Consider the following 17,029-nt stretch of genomic DNA (forward strand, 5'->3'; position numbering starts at 1 on the left):
CCAGGGAGGATCTTTAGGCAGGGGGAATTTTCTGCACGGATTCTGAATCGAATTAATCAACCCCCGATGCTACTGCGGTGCTGCTTGGGCATTGGCCCGCGCGATCGCCGCGTTTTGGGCATATTGCGGGGCCCGGTTTTGGGCAACTGAAGCATTTGGGCTGTCGGCCGGCACCTTCTGCATTAGGGACGAAGCCGCCTGCCACTCTGCCGCCACCGTTGTCCATTCCGCCTTGGTCTTAGCCGTTTGGGCTAACTTTGCCGCACTGGTGGCCTTGCGCACCGCTTCCGCAAAATCCGGATTCGGTTGATTGGCTGCGGGTGAAGCGGCCGGAGCGGGGCTGGCCGCTGGAGCCTCAGCGACGGGGCTGGCCGGAGCGGGGCTGGCGGGAACCGCTGCCGGAGCTTCAGCGGTGGGGGACTCGGCCACCGGGGCCGGACTGGCCGGTGCAGGACTAGCAGCGGGCGCTTCCGCCGGGGCCGGGCTGGCGGCGGGGGCCTCCGCTGCTGGAGCCGGACTGGCCGCTGGGGCCTCAGTACCATCGGCCGTAATCGCCGGTTCCGCTGACTCTGGGGTGACGGGTGGCAAATAAACTTGCACTTCCGGTGGCAAACTGGCCACCACCTCGTTGAGATGCCCCTTGGTGTAGAGGTAATACAACCCGCCCCCAATGGCAATCAACCCCAGCAGTAGGCCAATCAGACCGCCGCTACCGCCCTTTTTGGCAGGCTTGGTCGGTTCCGAACTGTCTTCCGACTCCAAGGACTCATCATCATCCATGGGCAGTGAATCATCTTCCATGCCGTACTGCGCGCCATAGCCGCTGCCGTAGCTGTCGTCATCCGATAGCGCATCCATATCCACGGGGGGCGTATTGGGTGCTTCGATTTGCGACATGCTCAGCGCATCGAGGCCGTAGGGTTCGTCGTCGTCGAGGGAAATTGAATCAGTCCAATCGGTTAGCAAGCTGCCCGGTTGCCGCCATTCCACGGCGATCGAGCGGAGACCCTTCACCCCCAACTGGAGCATCCCCTTACGGATGAAGGCCAGCAGTGCTTCGCGGTTGACAGGCTGGGAGCCTTCCAACACCACACGCAGCACATCGCCACCACTTTCGGCTTGGACGTTGATGCCTTTGGGTTCCAGCGATCGCCGCATCAAGGCAGCAATCGCCTCCGGGTCGCCTTGTTTGGCGCGTTCCAGTTGCGGGTTCGTCGTTGCCATCGAAAAAATCTAACGAGGTTAACTCTGCGTTCGCGCGACTTCAGCACCCCACGGACGATTGTGCCAACGGCCAGGGTGGCCCGACGAAAATCGGCGGCCGGTTGGACTGCATCGCACCGTTGCACCCTGTACGGTGGCTGGGGGCTGGGGCGAGGAACCCATTGGCTTCCAAGTCTAGGGGATTGTGGCGGCGGTCATGGTGTTACCGCAACGCTTAGTTATCTCCTAACCGGGTTGCCGGGCCCTTTCCTGAACGGTTTAGCCCAAAGGCCAAATTCAGGAAAGGAGGCTAGGGGCCTTCTTCGGTCATAAGCTTCAGCCAACATCCATGGGGCGATCGGGGCTGGGGCGGTCTCGCAGACTATCCTACTCAAAATTTTTCGAGATGAAGACAGTTTTGATGGTTTGATGGATGTGTCGCAAGCATTTGGGTCTTTTCACCAGTCTTTGGGCGCGGTTATGGGTACGGCGTGTCACATTCTTGTTGAGGGCAATTCCGCAGTTGTCTATTCCAGTCGGAATGGTCAGCCTAAAAAGGTTTTGCCGGTTTTGGAGCCATTTCTAGACAAGTTTTGGCAGGAACGGGAAATTTCAGGCGAGTCGATCGACACTCCCGGTTGCCTGTTGGCACAAATCGTAGTGCGGTTTGGGTTTGAAAGCGCCGAAGATGATTTTTCCAACTTGCGGGTGGGACCGTTATTTGATGCCACGGTGCAATATCTTTACCAAGTGATGGGCGATCGCTCGGTGACAGTGTGGGTGCCGACGGATGCCTACCGAGCGGATCCCGGCTTGGGGTTATCGGCTTGTCAGCGGTTGGAACCCAGCACTCTCAGCACTTAGGTTTCCGCCACTCAACTCAGTGACTCAACGCATTGCTACTGCGCAGGTTTTAGACGCAGTTTTAGGCAGGGGGCAGAAGTCTGGCCCCCTCATGCCCCTGCAGTGCAAATAGCAGTGCAAATAGCAGTGCAAATATCGGAGTGTCGGGGCTTGGAAGCTGCTGAAGAGGCTGCTCAATGGCCGTATCATTGCCGCTTAATTGAAATGATAGGGAGAGCAAATTTGGCTCAGAGTTTGGATCGAATCTATATCTCGCAAGTGCGATGCTACGGCTACACGGGACTTTTGCCAGAGGAAAAAGTTCTGGGGCAATGGTTTGAAGTGGATGCGACGCTGGATATTGACTTGGCTCCATCGGGCCAGAGCGATCGCATTGAAGATACATTGGACTACCGCGCGGCGATCGAGCATATTCGCCAAACCGTTTCCCAATCCAAGGTGGACTTGATTGAACGGGTGGCCCAAAACATTGCTGATGGGCTGTTGACCCTGAAGGGGGTGGAACGGGTGGTGGTGCGGGTAACGAAGCCAGCCGCACCGATTCCAGAATTTGCAGGCACAATTGCGGTGGAAATTACCCGATCGCGCGGCTGATCCCTTGCGGCTGATCCCTTGCGGTTGATTCGGTTGCAGTCGATTTGGTTGTAGCCGATATCTGACCTTTGCTCGATCGCTTGGACGATCACCCTTACAAACTATGGAGCTGGCGGGACAGGTGCTTGGCAGGTTTGAGTTTCGGCATTGCAACCACCATACACAAAGCTCTTCTGCCAACTGAGGGGTAACTCCAGCAAATCCCTTGCGCCGGTAAATCCCAGCCCCAAGAACAATAATAGGGCAACCACATTGGCCACAATATGGGCTTTGCGCCAGGCTTTGTTGCGGTAAATTTCCGGCAAAATTGCCAAGGCAAAAATCATTAGCAAACCAGCCAGGGTTCCGTAGTAAAAATGGGAAACCCACCATTCATGATCGCGGCGATAGATTCCTTCTTGGGCTGCAATGACGGTTAGTCCCATGCCGGACAGAGTGGCAAACGTGGCTCGCCACTGTTTGCTGCTGGAGCGATATAAACAAATTAATGAGCCGATCGTTACGCCAAAAAATGCTAATTGGGTTGCAAGGAGTCCCCCCTTTTGGCTCCAATTAGCCGCATCAAAAAGGTTGGCTTTATCTACAAATAAGATGTAGGCAAATGCAACCAAAATAATGCCAACAATGGATCCCGTCAGCCAACGCCCAATCTCCACATGTTCGAGTCCAACGCTGGGCGGGATCTTTGATTTTTGACCGGCGGCGGTGGCAAGCCGACGTTGGCGAATTTGCCAAGCGGCCCGCGACACGATGCCAATCATTGGGAAGACAAGGACAACGGCTAGCCCTGGATGCAAAATCCCCAAAATGTCTACGGCTGTCATTGGTTTCTCTAGGTATTCCGGCTGATTAAAGGCGGCTCAAGCACGATCGAGGAAGTTGGATTTTGGGCGGCTTTGAGACGGACTTGGGGCGGCTGATCCAAGCGCTAGTTCCAGCGCCGATCTGGGGCCTACCGCCATTTTTTGGAGTCAGGCGGCAATGATGGGTTGGCCATGCCCCAATGGTTGTAACAAGGAGCTGAGTCCCCTTGCTTCCCATGATTTCGTTACGGTGGAATCAGGGTTTCAGGCGATCTGATGACAATCCCTAAGCCCCGCAAACTCTGATCAAAATTCTGATCAGACTATAGCTTGATCGCCCCGATGCCGCTGGTGAATTGGGGCGATCGCCGTCTCAACTCTGCTGAAGCTTGCGATCACCTTTACTCATAGTGCCCATCAGCGTCCATTATTTTGTAAAGATATTTTTACGAAGAATTGTTACTCTGACAAAGGGAGTGATAGACGACGCATCTTGCTCGATCGGGGGTCACTGCCGAATCACTCTGGAGTCCATAGGCTGGAATGGCTGAGCAATGGTGGACTTTGGGGTGAGGACGGCGGAGGAAACCGGGTGACCGGCGATCGAGCTAGATCCGATCGAGTCCTGACGGTGGCATGACATAGCGAAACGGAATGGCGTTTTGACGGTTGTAACGATTCTGAACCTATGACTCTTTCTTGGTTACGTCGTACCTCGCCGGCCCGGGCACATGGTTCAAAACCACGGCGATTGACGGGGCGTTGGCTGGGCATTTTGGCCGGGGCGATCGGGCTAATGTTGGTGTTGGCGGAGTCCCTGGCTCGTTGCACCGGCCTGACGGAATTTGCCCAGTCGTCTTTGATGTTGCCCCTTTGGGGGTTGGAACTGTTGGGACAAACACCCGACCAGCCCGAGTATCGCAGTTGGTTAGTGGCGATGGTGGTGGGGTTAGTGGCAACGGTGGCCCTGGTACCTCGCTGGCGACGAATGCCCAGTCAACGATCGCGCGCCTTGGTGGTGGCGATCGTGGGTGCTTTGACCCTGCGCTATATCGTGTGGCGGGTCACCATGACGCTGAATTTCAGCACGGTGGCCGATGGCTTGGCCAGTGGCTTGCTGTTGATTTGTGAAATTGCCCTTTGGGTGAATAGTGGTTTGGATTTGGCGCTGATGTTGCGATCGGGCGATCGCCGGGCCGAAGCGGCCCGGGCTGCCGCGTTGGTCGCCACGGGCTATCAACCCACCGTGGATATCTGGATCCCTACCTATGGCGAGCCGGTGGACGTGTTGCGCCGCACGGTCATTGGCTGCCAAGCGCTGAACTACGGCCCCAAGCAAATCTATTTATTAGATGATGGCCGACGGCCTGAGGTGCGTGACTTGGCCCAAACCCTGGGCTGTCATTACCTGACGCGGGCAAATAACACCCATGCCAAGGCCGGTAATTTAAACCATGCCTTGGGTTGCACCCAGGGAGAATTAATCGTTTGTTTTGATGCGGACTTTGTGCCCACTCGTAACTTTTTGCAGCGAACGGTTGGGTTTTTCCATGATCCCTCGGTGGGTTTGGTGCAAACTCGCCAGCATTTCTTTAACCCAGACCCGATCGTTTATAACTTGGGGCTGGGCGATCGCTTCACCACGAATCGTGACGTGTTCAGCCGCTATATCCAATCGGTGCGGGACGGTGTGGGCGCAAGCATTTGCTATGGCTCGTCCTTTGTGGTGCGCCGCAGTGCCCTGGAGCAGGTGGGCGGCTTTGTCACCAGCAGTCTTTGTGAAGACTACTTCACGGGGATTGCCTTGATGTCCAGTGGTTACCAAATTCGCTACTTGAATGAGGCCTTGAGTGCGGGGCTGTCGCCTGAGAGCATGTCGGCTTACATTGCCCAACAACAGCGCTGGGCGGCGGGAACCATGCAGGGCTTTTTTATTCCAGAAAATCCGCTGACCATTCGGGGGCTGACGTTGGTGCAGCGGTTGCACTATGCCCAAGGTTGGTTTTACTGGGGCTTGTCGCTCATTCGGCTGTTGTTTTTGGTGGCTCCGTTGCCGATCGCCCTGCTGGGCATTTCGCCAATGCAGGCGGATGTGATGGAGTGGTTGCTGTGGTTTTTGCCGCTTTACGTGGCCCATTTGGCCACCTGCAATTGGTTGAACCGGCGATCGTGTTCGGCCACCTTGGGCGATGTCTATGCGATTGTGAATTGCTTCCCGATCGCCCTCACGGTGTTGCACACGCTTTGGCGGCCCTTTGGCCGCGCCTTTCGGGTCACTCCCAAGGGCATTGCCCGCGATCGGGCGGTGTTTAACCCCATGCCGGGGCTGCCGCTGCTTGGCATTTGGGGATTGACGGCCATGGCTTGGGGCTGGTCTTTGGCGCAGGTGTTGGGGTGGTTGCCCTTGCCAGCGGGTCAAAGCGGTAGTGAGCTGAATTTGGCTTGGTTGACCTATAACTTGCTGTTGGTGGGAGCGGCGGTGTTGGCTTCCGTGGATGCTCCGAAGCCGAATCGGCATGAGTGGTTCCGGCGCGATCGCCCGGGGTTGCTGCAACTGGCCGATCGCCCCTGGCCCATGGGAGTGACGCTGCGGCTGGCTTCCGAATCGGGAGCAATTGTGGCCCTCACTCGATCACCCCAACCCACTCCGAAATCGGGGATTGGGGCCCGTTGGGCGACGGTGCGCCGGATCCTGTTGGGAGAAGCGCAACCATCGCCAGCGACCAAGGGAGCTGCGATGCTCGCGGACTTCCCGCCTCTAAGTTCCACCCCCGAGAACCCGGAGCAGGGGCAATTACACCTCATTGATCGCGCCTTTGGTCAGCCCTTGGTTTTGCCGGTGCGAGTGCTCCAGCAGCCCGATCGCGATCCCCAAACCGGGGAAGCGCTTTTGGAAGTGGCCTGGGAACCCCTGACCCCGACCCAACAGCGGCAACTGGTGGAATGGCTCTATTGCCAGCCGGGCCAGTGGCAGTCTCGGGAATCGCCCGGGGAGTTGGCTTCCTTGGGGTTACTGTTGCGATCGAGCCTGTGGGCTTACCGACGACAACGCGATCGTCGGGCCCGTGAGGCGATCGTGCTGCCCTAGGGTTAATCAACGGTAATGATTCTCAAAATTTCCCCAAGAATCACTCCCCAAGAATTTTTTCCCTAAAATCCTTCTTCGACAATTACCACCGAAAAAATCACCACCGACGGATCGGCTCGAAAAGGCTCATGGCAAAATGTCTATAGCCTCAAGCCGTTTCTCAAGCTGTCTTTCGGGGATCGCCGTCATGATCGTTTTTTCCCATCATTCTTCCCAACGCTCACGATCAGCTCGATCGATCCTGTCCTGCGGTTTTCTGTCTTTGGGGTTTTTGCCCTGCGGTTTCGTGTTTTCCCGGCTGCGGGCCGCCGTGGGGGCGATTGTCCTCACGGCCCTGCTAGCGGTGAGTGGGCTGGGGATCGCTGCTCCCGCTTGGGCTGCCAGCTCTGCCGCCATTCGGGCCATTGACGATGCGGAAGTGAGCAACCGCAACTTTGCTGGCCAAAACCTGGAGCGGGCTGAATTTGCCAGCGAAAACCTGGAGCAAGCCGACTTCCACGGGGCCAATTTGCGAGGAGCCGTTTTCAATGGCAGCAATCTCAGCGGCGCAAACCTGCAAGGCGTGGATTTCAGCAACGGAATTGGCTACCTGAGCAATTTCAACGGCGCGGATTTAACCGATGCGGTACTGTCCGATGCGATGTTGCTGCGATCGACCTTCAAAGGGGCCAAGGTACAGGGAGCCGATTTTACCTACGCAGCGCTCGATCGTCTACAAGCGGCCCAACTCTGTGAATATGCGGCCGGCATCAATCCCCAAACCGGCGCAGATACCCGAGAATCGCTAGAATGCCCTTAGGGCAAATATCATTGGTTCTCCCCGCCAATTTCCCCCAGCGCTGGCCCCGAAGCGTCATAATCTGGCCGATCGACCTCATGGTTACTCGTGTCAAAAATCACGCCTAGACCCTATCCCATGCGCTATAAATGCCATTAACAAATGTCGCTTGATGCCATGGGCCAGATGCCATGGACTAGATGCCATGGACTGGTGTTTAGCTCATCGGACAAAGCCAGGCCGCTGGGCGGGGAGCCAAACAGCTCAAAAGTGATGATTCCGACCGCCTCGCTCAGAATGTCGGTTAAGATTCGGAAGATTCAACCTCAACCAACCTAGACATTGAGATTCCCAACCGCCAACGGTGGGGAGGCTGTCTAATCACCATCAGGCAAACCTATCGGGGGCAACGCGATGAGCCGAGAACGCGATCGAGAAGAATGCCTTGAGAAGCTTGTGTGGGCGACTCAGGCATCGGGGCTGTCGATTGATCGGGCCCCGCTCGATAAGATTGCCGCCACGATCGTGCAAACCATGACCGGCCCGTGGCGCTATTTCCACACGCCGGAGCACATCTTTGAAGTGGGGGGCCATGAAGACCCGATCGAGGTGCTCTCGGCCCTGTTCCATGACTTGGTTTATGTCCAGGTCGATCGCAGCGTTAACTTCAACCTCAGCTACTTCATCACCCCCTTTGTGCGCGAAGAGGGAGAAGCTTTAATTATTCGCGATCAATCTGAACTGTTGGAAAAAGACCAAACCTTTGCGTTGGTCACTGATATTTTTGGCTTTGAACCGGGGCAAACCCTCTCTCCCTATGCCGGGATGAATGAGTATCTCAGCGCCCTGGCCGCCGGCAAAATTTTAGAAGACTATGCCCCCGCTGCCCTGATTGCCCAAATCACCGCCTGCATTGAGGGAACGATTCCGTTTCGGCCCAAAAATGCCGAGGGGTTGAGCAACTGCGATATTTTGTATCAGCGCCTGAACTTGGTGAATGAAAAATATGATTTGGGGCTAGATGAGGCGTTAATTGAAAAAACCGTCAAGCGATCGGTGCGCTTGGCCAATCGGGATGTGGGCAGCTTTGCCAACCCCAGCGCCGCTCGGTTTTTGGACAACACCTGGAGCCTGCTGCCGGAAACCAACCACAATCTGAAGTTTTCCACCTCTTACACGGTCTATCAATACCGAGTTGCCCTCCAAAAAATGGAAGGCTTCATGAATTCTCTGCAACCGGAGCGCATTTTTCATCAGTTCCGCGATGAGCCAGATGATGCCACCTTTAATGCGCTGGTGGAACAGGCCCGCAGCAACTTGGAAATTGGTCGCCTTTATCTGGGCACAAAGCTATTTACGATCGCCTTTCTAGAGGCTCTGTCCATGCGCTTTGGCAAGGATATTCCCCTGTCAATGTTGATGGGTGAAATGCCGAGCGAAGGGTTTAACGTTTCCTCCTTGGCGGACTTTTTGCCCGCGCTGGACCATGTTTATTATCCCCGCAACACCATTGAAGAGGAGGTGTTGACCCTGGTGGAAGTGGGCCGGTTGCAGGATTTTGACTATGACATCAAAAACTCGCCCCTCACGACCTACATGGTGAAGGCCATGGGCTATGACGAAATGTCACGACTGCGCGATCGGGGCAAGGCCTTCTTTGCCGGTGAACTATCCGCCGAAGCCTTCATTGCGGAATGTCCCCAAAAGATCGTGGCGGACGTGACGGAGGGACTGGGCAAGCTTTTTGACAGCCGCAAGTCTGCCCTCAGTGGTCACAAGTTAGTGGCCGAAGTGCCTGCCTAGGAATGACCATTGAGCCGGTTGGGGGATGGGGGCGTGGTGGCACGGGTTTTCCAATTCGCTCTACTATTGAAGACGGTTCTAGCCTGTGCATCACCCATCCAACAGGTTAGGGTCGATCGCCCCTTCACCCCGTTTGAGTAACTGCCGCGCGTGACTGTTTCCCCCATTTCGCCCCAGGCCGGCTCAGTTTCGATCGCTCAAGGGCCGCCTCCTGCTGATGTTTTTGCCTTTGACCTCGATCGCTTTCAATTGGAAGCGATCGAGGCGTTGAATGCCAACAAGTCCGTGGTGGTTTGTGCCCCCACCGGTTCCGGCAAAACCCTGGTGGGTGAATATGCGATCTATCGCGCCCTCAGCCAAGGCAAACGGGTGTTTTACACCACGCCTCTCAAGGCCCTTTCCAATCAGAAATTCCGCGACTTTAAAGAGCAATTTGGCGAAGATCAAGCGGGGTTATTGACCGGGGATGTGTCCATTAACCGCGATGCCCCCGTGGTGGTGATGACCACGGAGATTTTTCGCAACATGCTCTATGGCACCCCGATCGGGCAAATCGGCACTTCCATGACCGATGTGCAAACGGTGGTGCTCGATGAATGCCACTACATGAACGACTCCCAGCGGGGAACCGTTTGGGAAGAGTCGATCATCTATTGCCCCTTTGAAATTCAATTGGTGGCCCTGTCGGCCACCGTGGCCAACAGCCAACAGCTCACGGATTGGCTGAATTATGTCCATGGGCCCACAGAGTTAATTTATTCCGACTTCCGCCCAGTGCCCTTGCGGTTCAGTTTTGGCAACTACAAAGGGCTGTTTCCGCTGCTGGATGACGAAGGCAAACGGCTGCACCCTCAGTTCAAGTCAGAGCGCCGGAACCGTCGCAAGCCCCGTGACCAGGTGAAGCGGGATCTGCGGGCCGAAACGCCGGATATTCCCTTTGTGTTGGCCCAACTCCAGCAGCGGGACATGCTCCCGGCCATTTATTTCATCTTCAGCCGCCGAGGGTGCGATCGTGCCGTGGCCAATGCGGCCGGCCTCTCCTTGGTGTCCGATCGCGAAGCCGCGCTGCTGAAAACCCGCATCGATAGTTTCTTGGTCAAAAATCCCGGCGCGGCCCGCGATGGCCAACTGGCCGCCCTCTATCGGGGGATTGCTGCTCACCATGCGGGAATTTTGCCCGCCTGGAAAAGCCTTGTTGAAGAGCTGTTCCAGGACGGCCTGATTAAGGTGGTGTTTGCCACGGAAACCCTGGCCGCCGGCATCAACATGCCCGCCCGCACCACGGTAATTTCCAGCCTGTCTAAGCGAACCGATCGGGGACATCGCCTGTTGAACGCCTCCGAGTTTTTGCAAATGGCTGGCCGAGCCGGTCGCCGGGGCAAAGACATTCAAGGCTATGTGGTGACCCTGCAAACGCCCTTTGAAGGAGCCAAGGAAGCGGCCCACCTGGCCACCTCTCAACCGGATCCCCTCGTTAGCCAGTTCACCCCCACCTATGGCATGGTGCTGAACCTGCTGCAAACCCACTCCCTAGAGGAAGCACGCAGCCTGGTGGAACGCAGCTTTGGCCAATATCTCTCCACCATTCATCTCATTCCCTACCAAGAGGAGGTGGAGGAACTGGCGACCGAGCTGGAGCAACTGCAAGCCCAAACGGCCGAGGTGGACTTGGCCCAAGTGGCTCAATACGAAAAGCTCAACCAGCGACTCAAGGCTGAAGAACGGTTGCTGCGAACCTTGCAAGAACAAGCGGAAGTGGTGCGCGGGAAAGACTTGGCTCCCGCTTTGCAATTTGCCGTGGCGGGGACTGTCCTGGCTCTTAAGGGGCCGTCAATTCCGGTGAAGGAACCTTTGCCAGCGGTGTTGGTGCTGAAGGTGGCTGGCTCCGGTCGATTCCCTTATCTGGTTTGTTTGGGGATTGACAATGCTTGGCATGTGGTGAAAACCGAGGATGTGGCGGGCCTTTACGGTGAATTTCCGCGCATTTCAGCGGTCGATCGCCTGGAGCCCCCGGTGGCTTTGCCCCTGCGACCCGGCCAGCACCTGGCCGGCGACGAAGAAACCCTGGCCATCATCCATCGAATCCCTGTGCTGCCTGATCCGGAGGATGCGCCGGAAGTGATTGAGCAGCGAGAACGGGTGGAAGCGGTGGCGGCCCAATTGGAAGAACATCCCGTTTCCCAATGGACTAATCGCAAGTACCTGTTCAAGGCGTTGCACAACTTGGATGCGTTGGCGGCCACCCTGGCGGAAAAACGCGGCCAGTTGGGGCGCATGTCTGAGCGCTATTGGCAGGAGTTCGTGAATTTGATTGAAATCCTGCAATATTTCGAGTGTTTGGACGAAAACCACAAACCCACGGAATTGGGCCAGGCGATCGCCACATTGCGCGGAGAAAATGAACTGTGGCTAGGGTTGGCCCTGATGTCTGGCGAGTTCGATCGCCTGGAGCCGCCCCAACTAGCCGCTGCCTGTGCCGCCCTGCTGATTGAAGAACCCCGCCCGGACACTTGGACGGACGCACTCCCCACGGATGGCGTGTTGGCCACCCTGGAAGATCTGAGCGATCAGCGGCGGGAACTGTTCAAGATTCAGCGGCGCTATCGGGTGATGCTGCCGATTTTGCTGGAAGACGAGCTGATCGGTTTGGTGGAGCAGTGGGCCTTGGGGGCGGAATGGTCGGACTTGTCGGCCCGCACCAGCTTGGATGATGGGGATGTGGTGCGGATGGTGCGCCGAACGCTGGATTTGCTCTCCCAGGTGATTCATGTGCCCTATTTGGCGGGAGACTTGAAGGATCGGGCCAGCGAGGCGCGGGCCCTGCTCGATCGCTTCCCGGTTTCGGAAACGGTCGATTAAATCCTTGCGGGGTGGGGGCTATTCATGGCCGCGTTGCGTCACACCAAAAAACGACTGAAACAGTGGCTGTTTCCCAAAGGCCGATCGCTCCGTTCCACAGTCCAATCCACGATTCAAGCCGCAGTTCAATCCGCAGTTCAATCCACAACTCAATCCACTGGCCAACAATGGTTACCCCCCTTGTCCGGCGTGGTTTGGATTTTGACCCTGGGGCGTGTTTTGCTGCACCTGGGCACTGGCTTGGTCATGTTCTACGGAGCAATCTACTTTGTGGAACAGGTGGGCCTGTCGGCCACTGCCGTGGGCACGGCGCTGGGGTTGGGTCAGTTGTCGGGGGTGCTGGGCCGGGTGGCTAGCGGTTCTTGGTCTGATTCGCCCCGGGTGGGCCGGCGCAATGTGTTGCTGTTGTCGGCGGTGGCCTCGGCCCTGGGGGATGGGGTGTTGGGGTTTGCGGCGGGGTTTCCGTTGCTGATTGTGGGCAATCTGCTGATGGGCTTGGGCGTGGGGCTATATTGGCCGGCCATGGAAGCGTTGGTGGCGGACTTTACCCCGGAAGAACATCGGCGGGAAGCCTTTGCGGTCACGCGGCTGGCGGATGTGGTGGGGTTGGGCTTGGGCACGGCGATCGGGGGATTGCTGGTGGGCCAAACGGGTCTCTATCGGTTGCTGTTTTTGGGCGATGCCCTGTCTTTTGTGCTGTTTGCGGTGGCGGTGGTGGCCCTGGTTCCCGATCGCCGGCCCGCAGTCCAAACGGCGATCGGCCATTGGGCCGGCTGGCGCAAAACCCTGAGCGATCGACTCCTCGGCCTGTTTGTGATTGCTAATATTTTGTTCACCACCTATTTGGCCCAGGTGGAAGCCACCTTGCCCCTTTATCTCAAACGGATCGTGGGCTTGGCTCCCGCGCAAATTGGCGTGCTGTTCTCGGGGCATATTATTTTGGCCGCCGTGACCCAACTGCCCATGTCCCGGCTGCTGCGCCCCTATGGCCATGCCCGATCGCTGGCGATCGCCGCTGGGCTGTTTGGGGCGGGCTTTGTCGCCGTTTGGTGGATTCAGCCCGGAGCCTGGGCCTTGGCCGGGGCGATCGGGGCCTTGGCCCTGTTGTCCCTGGCTATGGTCGCCTATACGCCCTCTGGCTCGGCCCTGGTGGTGGATTTAGCTCCGGAATCCCTGCGCGGCACTTACCTTTCGATTAATTCCCTCTGTTGGGCTGTGGGCTATGCGGTGGGGCCGCCGTTGGGTGGGTTGGCCCTGGATGCCACCCCAGCGATCGCCCGGGGATTCTGGATTTGGCCCGTGTTGAGTGTGGGACTGGTGTTGGGCTTGCTGCACTGGCTCGATCGCCTGCTCGATCGACACCTGAACCGGGCATCCTCAACTTAGGATCAGTGGGGAAAGGGTTCGGCCGAAAATCGCCGCTCATCAACTTCCGTTGCAGACTTGAGCAAAAATGTCACAATAGGGCCAGATTGTTGAGCAATGTTCGTTAATTTCTGTTAGTGCTTCTATTTGTGCTTCCGTTGGTGCTATCCCACTCGATCGGGAATGCGTGCAAATTCATTCACCGTCCCCTCAACTGCCCTTTGCACCCTTCCAGTCCCGTTCTGGGTAATTCTTGACTCACCAACCGTTGCAATGTGTGGCAGATCGTTGTTGCATAAGGTTGCAGGTGAACTCAACAACATCGTTAACACCAACCAGAACGCTAACCAGCATTTCTGTAGGATTCTCCAAGAGTCCGATCGTCCTTCCGACTGAATCGACGCTATGGTTTTTAACCCCGAAACGGCTGACTGGTTTGATGACGCATCGAATGACGATCGCGTCAATCCGCTGCTGCAATACCTCCAGCGTCAATCGCCGGAAGTGTTGGCCCGCGTGGCCCGGGCGGTGACCCCTGACGTGAAGCAAATTGTTTCCCAAAATGTTCAAGGCTTAGTTGGCTCCTTGCCCGGTGAACATTTCAGCATCCAAATCGTGACCGATCGAGAAAACCTGGCCGGATTGTTGGCCTCGGCCATGATGACGGGCTATTTTTTACGGCAAATGGAACAGCGAATGCAGATGGAAGATGCCCTGCATGATGTGGCTTCCTTGGGGGATGATTAGCCCCTGAAGGTAGGCTGATGGTTTCGGCCAGCCCCTAATCCTGGCGAGAGGATGAAGCTTCTTGGCCGAATTTTGCCACCGCAACGGATATTGCTTGATTGCCCATGGATGCACCCAGTTTTCATGAATGTCGCCATCCGATCGTTCAATCACTCAATCAATACAGTGATTCAGAATTATTGGACCTATTTAAACGCTATCCTGACTCCGGCCGCTATTTTGTAGCCTTGTTTTGTCGCTATAGCCCGATCGTCTATTCCCTAGTACAACATTCTGCTCCGTCTGATGCCCAGGCGGATTATTTATTTGCCCAAATTTGGTTCCGAATTTTTCGTGAATTACCAACTTTAGATTTGGAGCGGGCCCGGGCAACTCGCATCGATCGCGCCGATGAATTTACCTTGCAAAACTGGCTCATTAACATGACCGCTTTGATGGTGAATCAGGCAGAATTGCCCCCCGTAGAATCCATTCACTATTCCTTGACGGCCGCCCCGCCCCCCCTTTGGTGCTACCTGCAATCGGCGCTCGATCGGCAAGATCCCACGGCGCGTTTGATGGTGTTGATGGCCCAAACCCTGCATTGGAGCGAGCCACGGATCGCCGCCTATTTGCAAGCGGAGGGGGAATCCTTGTCGCCGGCCGCTGTTCGGGCCAAGTTGCGCCAAAGTTACCGCGCCTTGGAATCAGCCTTGCCGCCAGATATTCGGGCGATTTATTTGGGTGAATCCTTTGATGGGCCCGGCGCTGGAGAAGCAGAAACTGCCTTAAATTAAGACTCTGAACCAACGCCGCTCAACTCAAGACTAAAGCGCAGGATTCTGAAAACCTAAGAGGGTGTCTAAAAAGCATCTTGTGGCACGGGTCAAGTACCGATAGTTGTGGGGGCAAGGGGCTTAAGCCCCTTGTTTGTGTCGATCGCTAGGGTTTACTGAGTAGCAATTTTGGCTTTTCAAACGGCCTCTAAGGCTCAAGACTCAAAATCTAAGGTTCAAAATCTAAGGCTCAAGATTCAAGGCTCAAAATTCAAGAATCAAGGCCCCAAAAGAACCAAACCCCCGAGGTGAAAACCTGGGGGGCAATTGGCGGGCGAAGCTGATCTGTTCAACAAACTCCTCCAAAGAACTCCTATATCAGGATGGTCTAATTTATGGCTGGCTCCAATCGATCGAACCTGAAAATTCTAGGCAGTTATTTACGACCCTATTGGAAAAAAACCTCGATTGGGATTGGCACATTACTCTTGGTGAATGTGTTGGGGGTTTATATTCCCCTGCTGATTCGGAATGGAATTGATGAGTTGCAAGCGAGCTTCTCGTTCAATCGCGTCTTTGCCTTTGCCGTGACCGTGATGGTTTTGGCCTCGGTGATGTGGGTGATTCGGATGGTGTCGCGGGTGCTGGTGTTTGGGGTGGGTCGTCAGGTGGAATTTGACCTGAAACAACGCATTTTTCAACATCTATTGACCCTGGAGCCGGCCTATTTTGCGGTGAACACGGCCGGAGATCTCATTAACCGCACCACCAGCGATGTGGACAACATTCGCCGGTTAATGGGGTTCGCCGTTTTAAGCTTGGCGAATACCCTATTTGCCTATGCGTTAACCCTGCCCATTATGCTCAGCATCAACGTGCGGTTAACGCTGTTGGCTCTGTTGGTTTATCCTTTGATGTTGGTGTTGGTGCAGTTGTTTGCCAATCAGTTGCGAACCCAACAGTTGGAAGTGCAAGAGCGGCTCTCGGAAATGAGCGACCTCATTCAAGAGGATATGAGCGGCATTTCTCCGATCAAAATCTATGCCCAAGAGGAGAATGAGCGGCAAGCTTTTCGGCGGGTTAATGATCAGTTGCTGCGGGTGAATTTGAGCTTTGCCAAAACCCGCAGTGTGCTGTTTCCATTGCTGGGCGGGTTGGCGAGTGTCAGCTTGCTGGTGCTGTTGTGGTTTGGTTCCGACGCGATCGCCCAAGGGGAACTGTCGATCGGGAATTTTGTGGCGCTGCTGATTTATGTGGAGCGATTGGTTTTCCCCACGGCGCTTTTGGGTTTCACGATCAGCACCTATCAACGGGGCGAAGTCAGCATCAATCGTGTGGAAGCGATTTTGCAAACGGAACCGAAGATTATCGACAACCGCGAATCGATCGCCCTGCCGCTGGAGCAAGTGGTGGGCCATCTCAAAGCCACCCACCTCAGCTATGGCTATCCGGGGAGCGATCGGCTGGCCTTGAACGATCTAAACTTCGAGATTAAACCCGGGGAAATGGTGGCGATCGTGGGCCCTGTGGGTTGCGGCAAGTCCACGTTGGCCAATGCCCTGCCGCGCTTGCTGGATCTGAAGCCGGGGCAACTGTGGCTGGATGGAATTGACATTACCCAACTGCGAATTCAAGACCTGCGCGGGGCGATCGCCTATGTGCCCCAAGATAGTTTTCTGTTCAGCACCTCGATCGCCAACAACATTCGCTACGGCAATCCCGCGATCGACCTGGGGGCCGTGGAAGCCGCCGCCGACACCAGCCAAATTCGCAACGAAATCCTCACCTTCCCCCAGCAATACGAAACGGTCGTGGGCGAACGGGGCATCACCCTTTCCGGCGGCCAACGCCAGCGCACCGCCCTGGCCCGCGCTCTGTTGATCAGTTCCCCAATTTTGATTTTGGATGATGCCCTGTCGAGCGTGGATAACAAAACCGCCACGGAAATTTTGCGCAATCTGACGGACGGAACCGCCAAGAAAACCGTGATTTTTATTTCCCATCAAATGTCCGCCGCCGCCACTGCCGATCGAATTTTGGTGATGGATCAAGGCTCCATTGTGGATATGGGAACCCACGATGAATTGCTCTCACGCCCGGGGCTATATCGTGACCTTTGGAATCAACACACCCTAGAAACAATGTTGGTTGCTTAGGGGCTGTTATCAAC

Annotated in this window: 12 protein-coding genes; 10 read left to right on the forward strand and 2 right to left on the reverse strand. The window is 56.1% G+C overall.

Annotated elements, in window-relative coordinates:
• Nucleotides 1–69: 69 nt before the first annotated feature.
• The gene (locus tag VPK24_RS01760; RefSeq protein WP_393010170.1) at nt 70–1,224 is read right to left on the reverse strand and encodes a hypothetical protein; all 1,155 of its coding nucleotides are present in this window, start codon (nt 1,222–1,224) and stop codon (nt 70–72) included.
• Between the two features lie 459 nt (nt 1,225–1,683).
• Between VPK24_RS01760 and VPK24_RS01765 the strand changes: the two genes are divergently transcribed.
• Nucleotides 1,684–2,067: a histidine kinase gene (locus VPK24_RS01765; protein WP_393010172.1), complete on the forward strand. Its 384-nt coding sequence runs from the start codon at nt 1,684–1,686 to the stop codon at nt 2,065–2,067.
• A 234-nt stretch (nt 2,068–2,301) separates the two neighbouring features.
• A complete protein-coding gene (gene folB, locus VPK24_RS01770) occupies nt 2,302–2,661 on the forward strand; it encodes a dihydroneopterin aldolase (RefSeq protein WP_099534150.1) in 360 nt (119 codons plus the stop codon).
• Nucleotides 2,662–2,762: 101 nt separating this feature from the next.
• Here folB and VPK24_RS01775 read toward each other — a convergent pair whose 3' ends face one another.
• Nucleotides 2,763–3,485, reverse strand: coding sequence for a DUF4079 domain-containing protein (locus VPK24_RS01775; protein WP_393010174.1), 723 nt, complete (start codon nt 3,483–3,485; stop codon nt 2,763–2,765).
• A 667-nt stretch (nt 3,486–4,152) separates the two neighbouring features.
• On the opposite strand from VPK24_RS01775, the gene VPK24_RS01780 reads away from it, so the two are divergent.
• The 8 genes from VPK24_RS01780 (at nt 4,153) to VPK24_RS01815 (ending at nt 17,015) form a co-directional block, all read left to right on the forward strand.
• On the forward strand, nt 4,153–6,552 hold the full coding sequence (locus VPK24_RS01780; RefSeq protein ID WP_393010176.1) for a glycosyltransferase family 2 protein: 2,400 nt from the start codon (nt 4,153–4,155) through the stop codon (nt 6,550–6,552).
• Between the two features lie 187 nt (nt 6,553–6,739).
• On the forward strand, nt 6,740–7,351 hold the full coding sequence (locus VPK24_RS01785; RefSeq protein WP_393010178.1) for a pentapeptide repeat-containing protein: 612 nt from the start codon (nt 6,740–6,742) through the stop codon (nt 7,349–7,351).
• Between the two features lie 393 nt (nt 7,352–7,744).
• Nucleotides 7,745–9,133 (forward strand): hypothetical protein, encoded by a 1,389-nt coding sequence (locus tag VPK24_RS01790; RefSeq protein WP_393010180.1) that lies wholly within the window; start codon nt 7,745–7,747, stop codon nt 9,131–9,133.
• Nucleotides 9,134–9,283: 150 nt separating this feature from the next.
• Nucleotides 9,284–11,992: a DEAD/DEAH box helicase gene (locus VPK24_RS01795; protein WP_393010182.1), complete on the forward strand. Its 2,709-nt coding sequence runs from the start codon at nt 9,284–9,286 to the stop codon at nt 11,990–11,992.
• A 24-nt stretch (nt 11,993–12,016) separates the two neighbouring features.
• Nucleotides 12,017–13,378, forward strand: a complete 1,362-nt coding sequence (locus VPK24_RS01800) for an MDR family MFS transporter (RefSeq protein WP_393010184.1) — start codon at nt 12,017–12,019, stop codon at nt 13,376–13,378.
• A gap of 384 nt (nt 13,379–13,762) precedes the next feature.
• Nucleotides 13,763–14,104: a DUF760 domain-containing protein gene (locus tag VPK24_RS01805; protein ID WP_099534128.1), complete on the forward strand. Its 342-nt coding sequence runs from the start codon at nt 13,763–13,765 to the stop codon at nt 14,102–14,104.
• 104 nt (nt 14,105–14,208) lie between these two features.
• A complete protein-coding gene (locus tag VPK24_RS01810; RefSeq protein ID WP_099534129.1) occupies nt 14,209–14,880 on the forward strand; it encodes an RNA polymerase subunit sigma-70 in 672 nt (223 codons plus the stop codon).
• Between the two features lie 374 nt (nt 14,881–15,254).
• Nucleotides 15,255–17,015 (forward strand): ABC transporter ATP-binding protein, encoded by a 1,761-nt coding sequence (locus VPK24_RS01815; RefSeq protein ID WP_393010187.1) that lies wholly within the window; start codon nt 15,255–15,257, stop codon nt 17,013–17,015.
• Nucleotides 17,016–17,029 lie beyond the last annotated feature (14 nt).

This window comes from Limnothrix redekei LRLZ20PSL1, assembly GCF_043235035.1.
In the GTDB taxonomy this organism is placed as follows: Bacteria; Cyanobacteriota; Cyanobacteriia; order CACIAM-69d; family CACIAM-69d; genus CACIAM-69d.

Excerpts from the sequence above, each read along its gene's own strand:
- VPK24_RS01760 (WP_393010170.1), bottom strand. The coding sequence starts at position 1,224 with ATGGCAACGACGAACCCGCAACTGGAACGCGCCAAACAAGGCGACCCG.
- VPK24_RS01780 (WP_393010176.1), top strand. The coding sequence starts at position 4,153 with ATGACTCTTTCTTGGTTACGTCGTACCTCGCCGGCCCGGGCACATGGT.
- VPK24_RS01765 (WP_393010172.1), top strand. The coding sequence starts at position 1,684 with ATGGGTACGGCGTGTCACATTCTTGTTGAGGGCAATTCCGCAGTTGTC.
- VPK24_RS01785 (WP_393010178.1), top strand. The coding sequence starts at position 6,740 with ATGATCGTTTTTTCCCATCATTCTTCCCAACGCTCACGATCAGCTCGA.
- VPK24_RS01810 (WP_099534129.1), top strand. The coding sequence starts at position 14,209 with ATGGATGCACCCAGTTTTCATGAATGTCGCCATCCGATCGTTCAATCA.
- VPK24_RS01805 (WP_099534128.1), top strand. The coding sequence starts at position 13,763 with ATGGTTTTTAACCCCGAAACGGCTGACTGGTTTGATGACGCATCGAAT.
- VPK24_RS01800 (WP_393010184.1), top strand. The coding sequence starts at position 12,017 with ATGGCCGCGTTGCGTCACACCAAAAAACGACTGAAACAGTGGCTGTTT.
- VPK24_RS01790 (WP_393010180.1), top strand. The coding sequence starts at position 7,745 with ATGAGCCGAGAACGCGATCGAGAAGAATGCCTTGAGAAGCTTGTGTGG.
- VPK24_RS01775 (WP_393010174.1), bottom strand. The coding sequence starts at position 3,485 with ATGACAGCCGTAGACATTTTGGGGATTTTGCATCCAGGGCTAGCCGTT.
- VPK24_RS01815 (WP_393010187.1), top strand. The coding sequence starts at position 15,255 with ATGGCTGGCTCCAATCGATCGAACCTGAAAATTCTAGGCAGTTATTTA.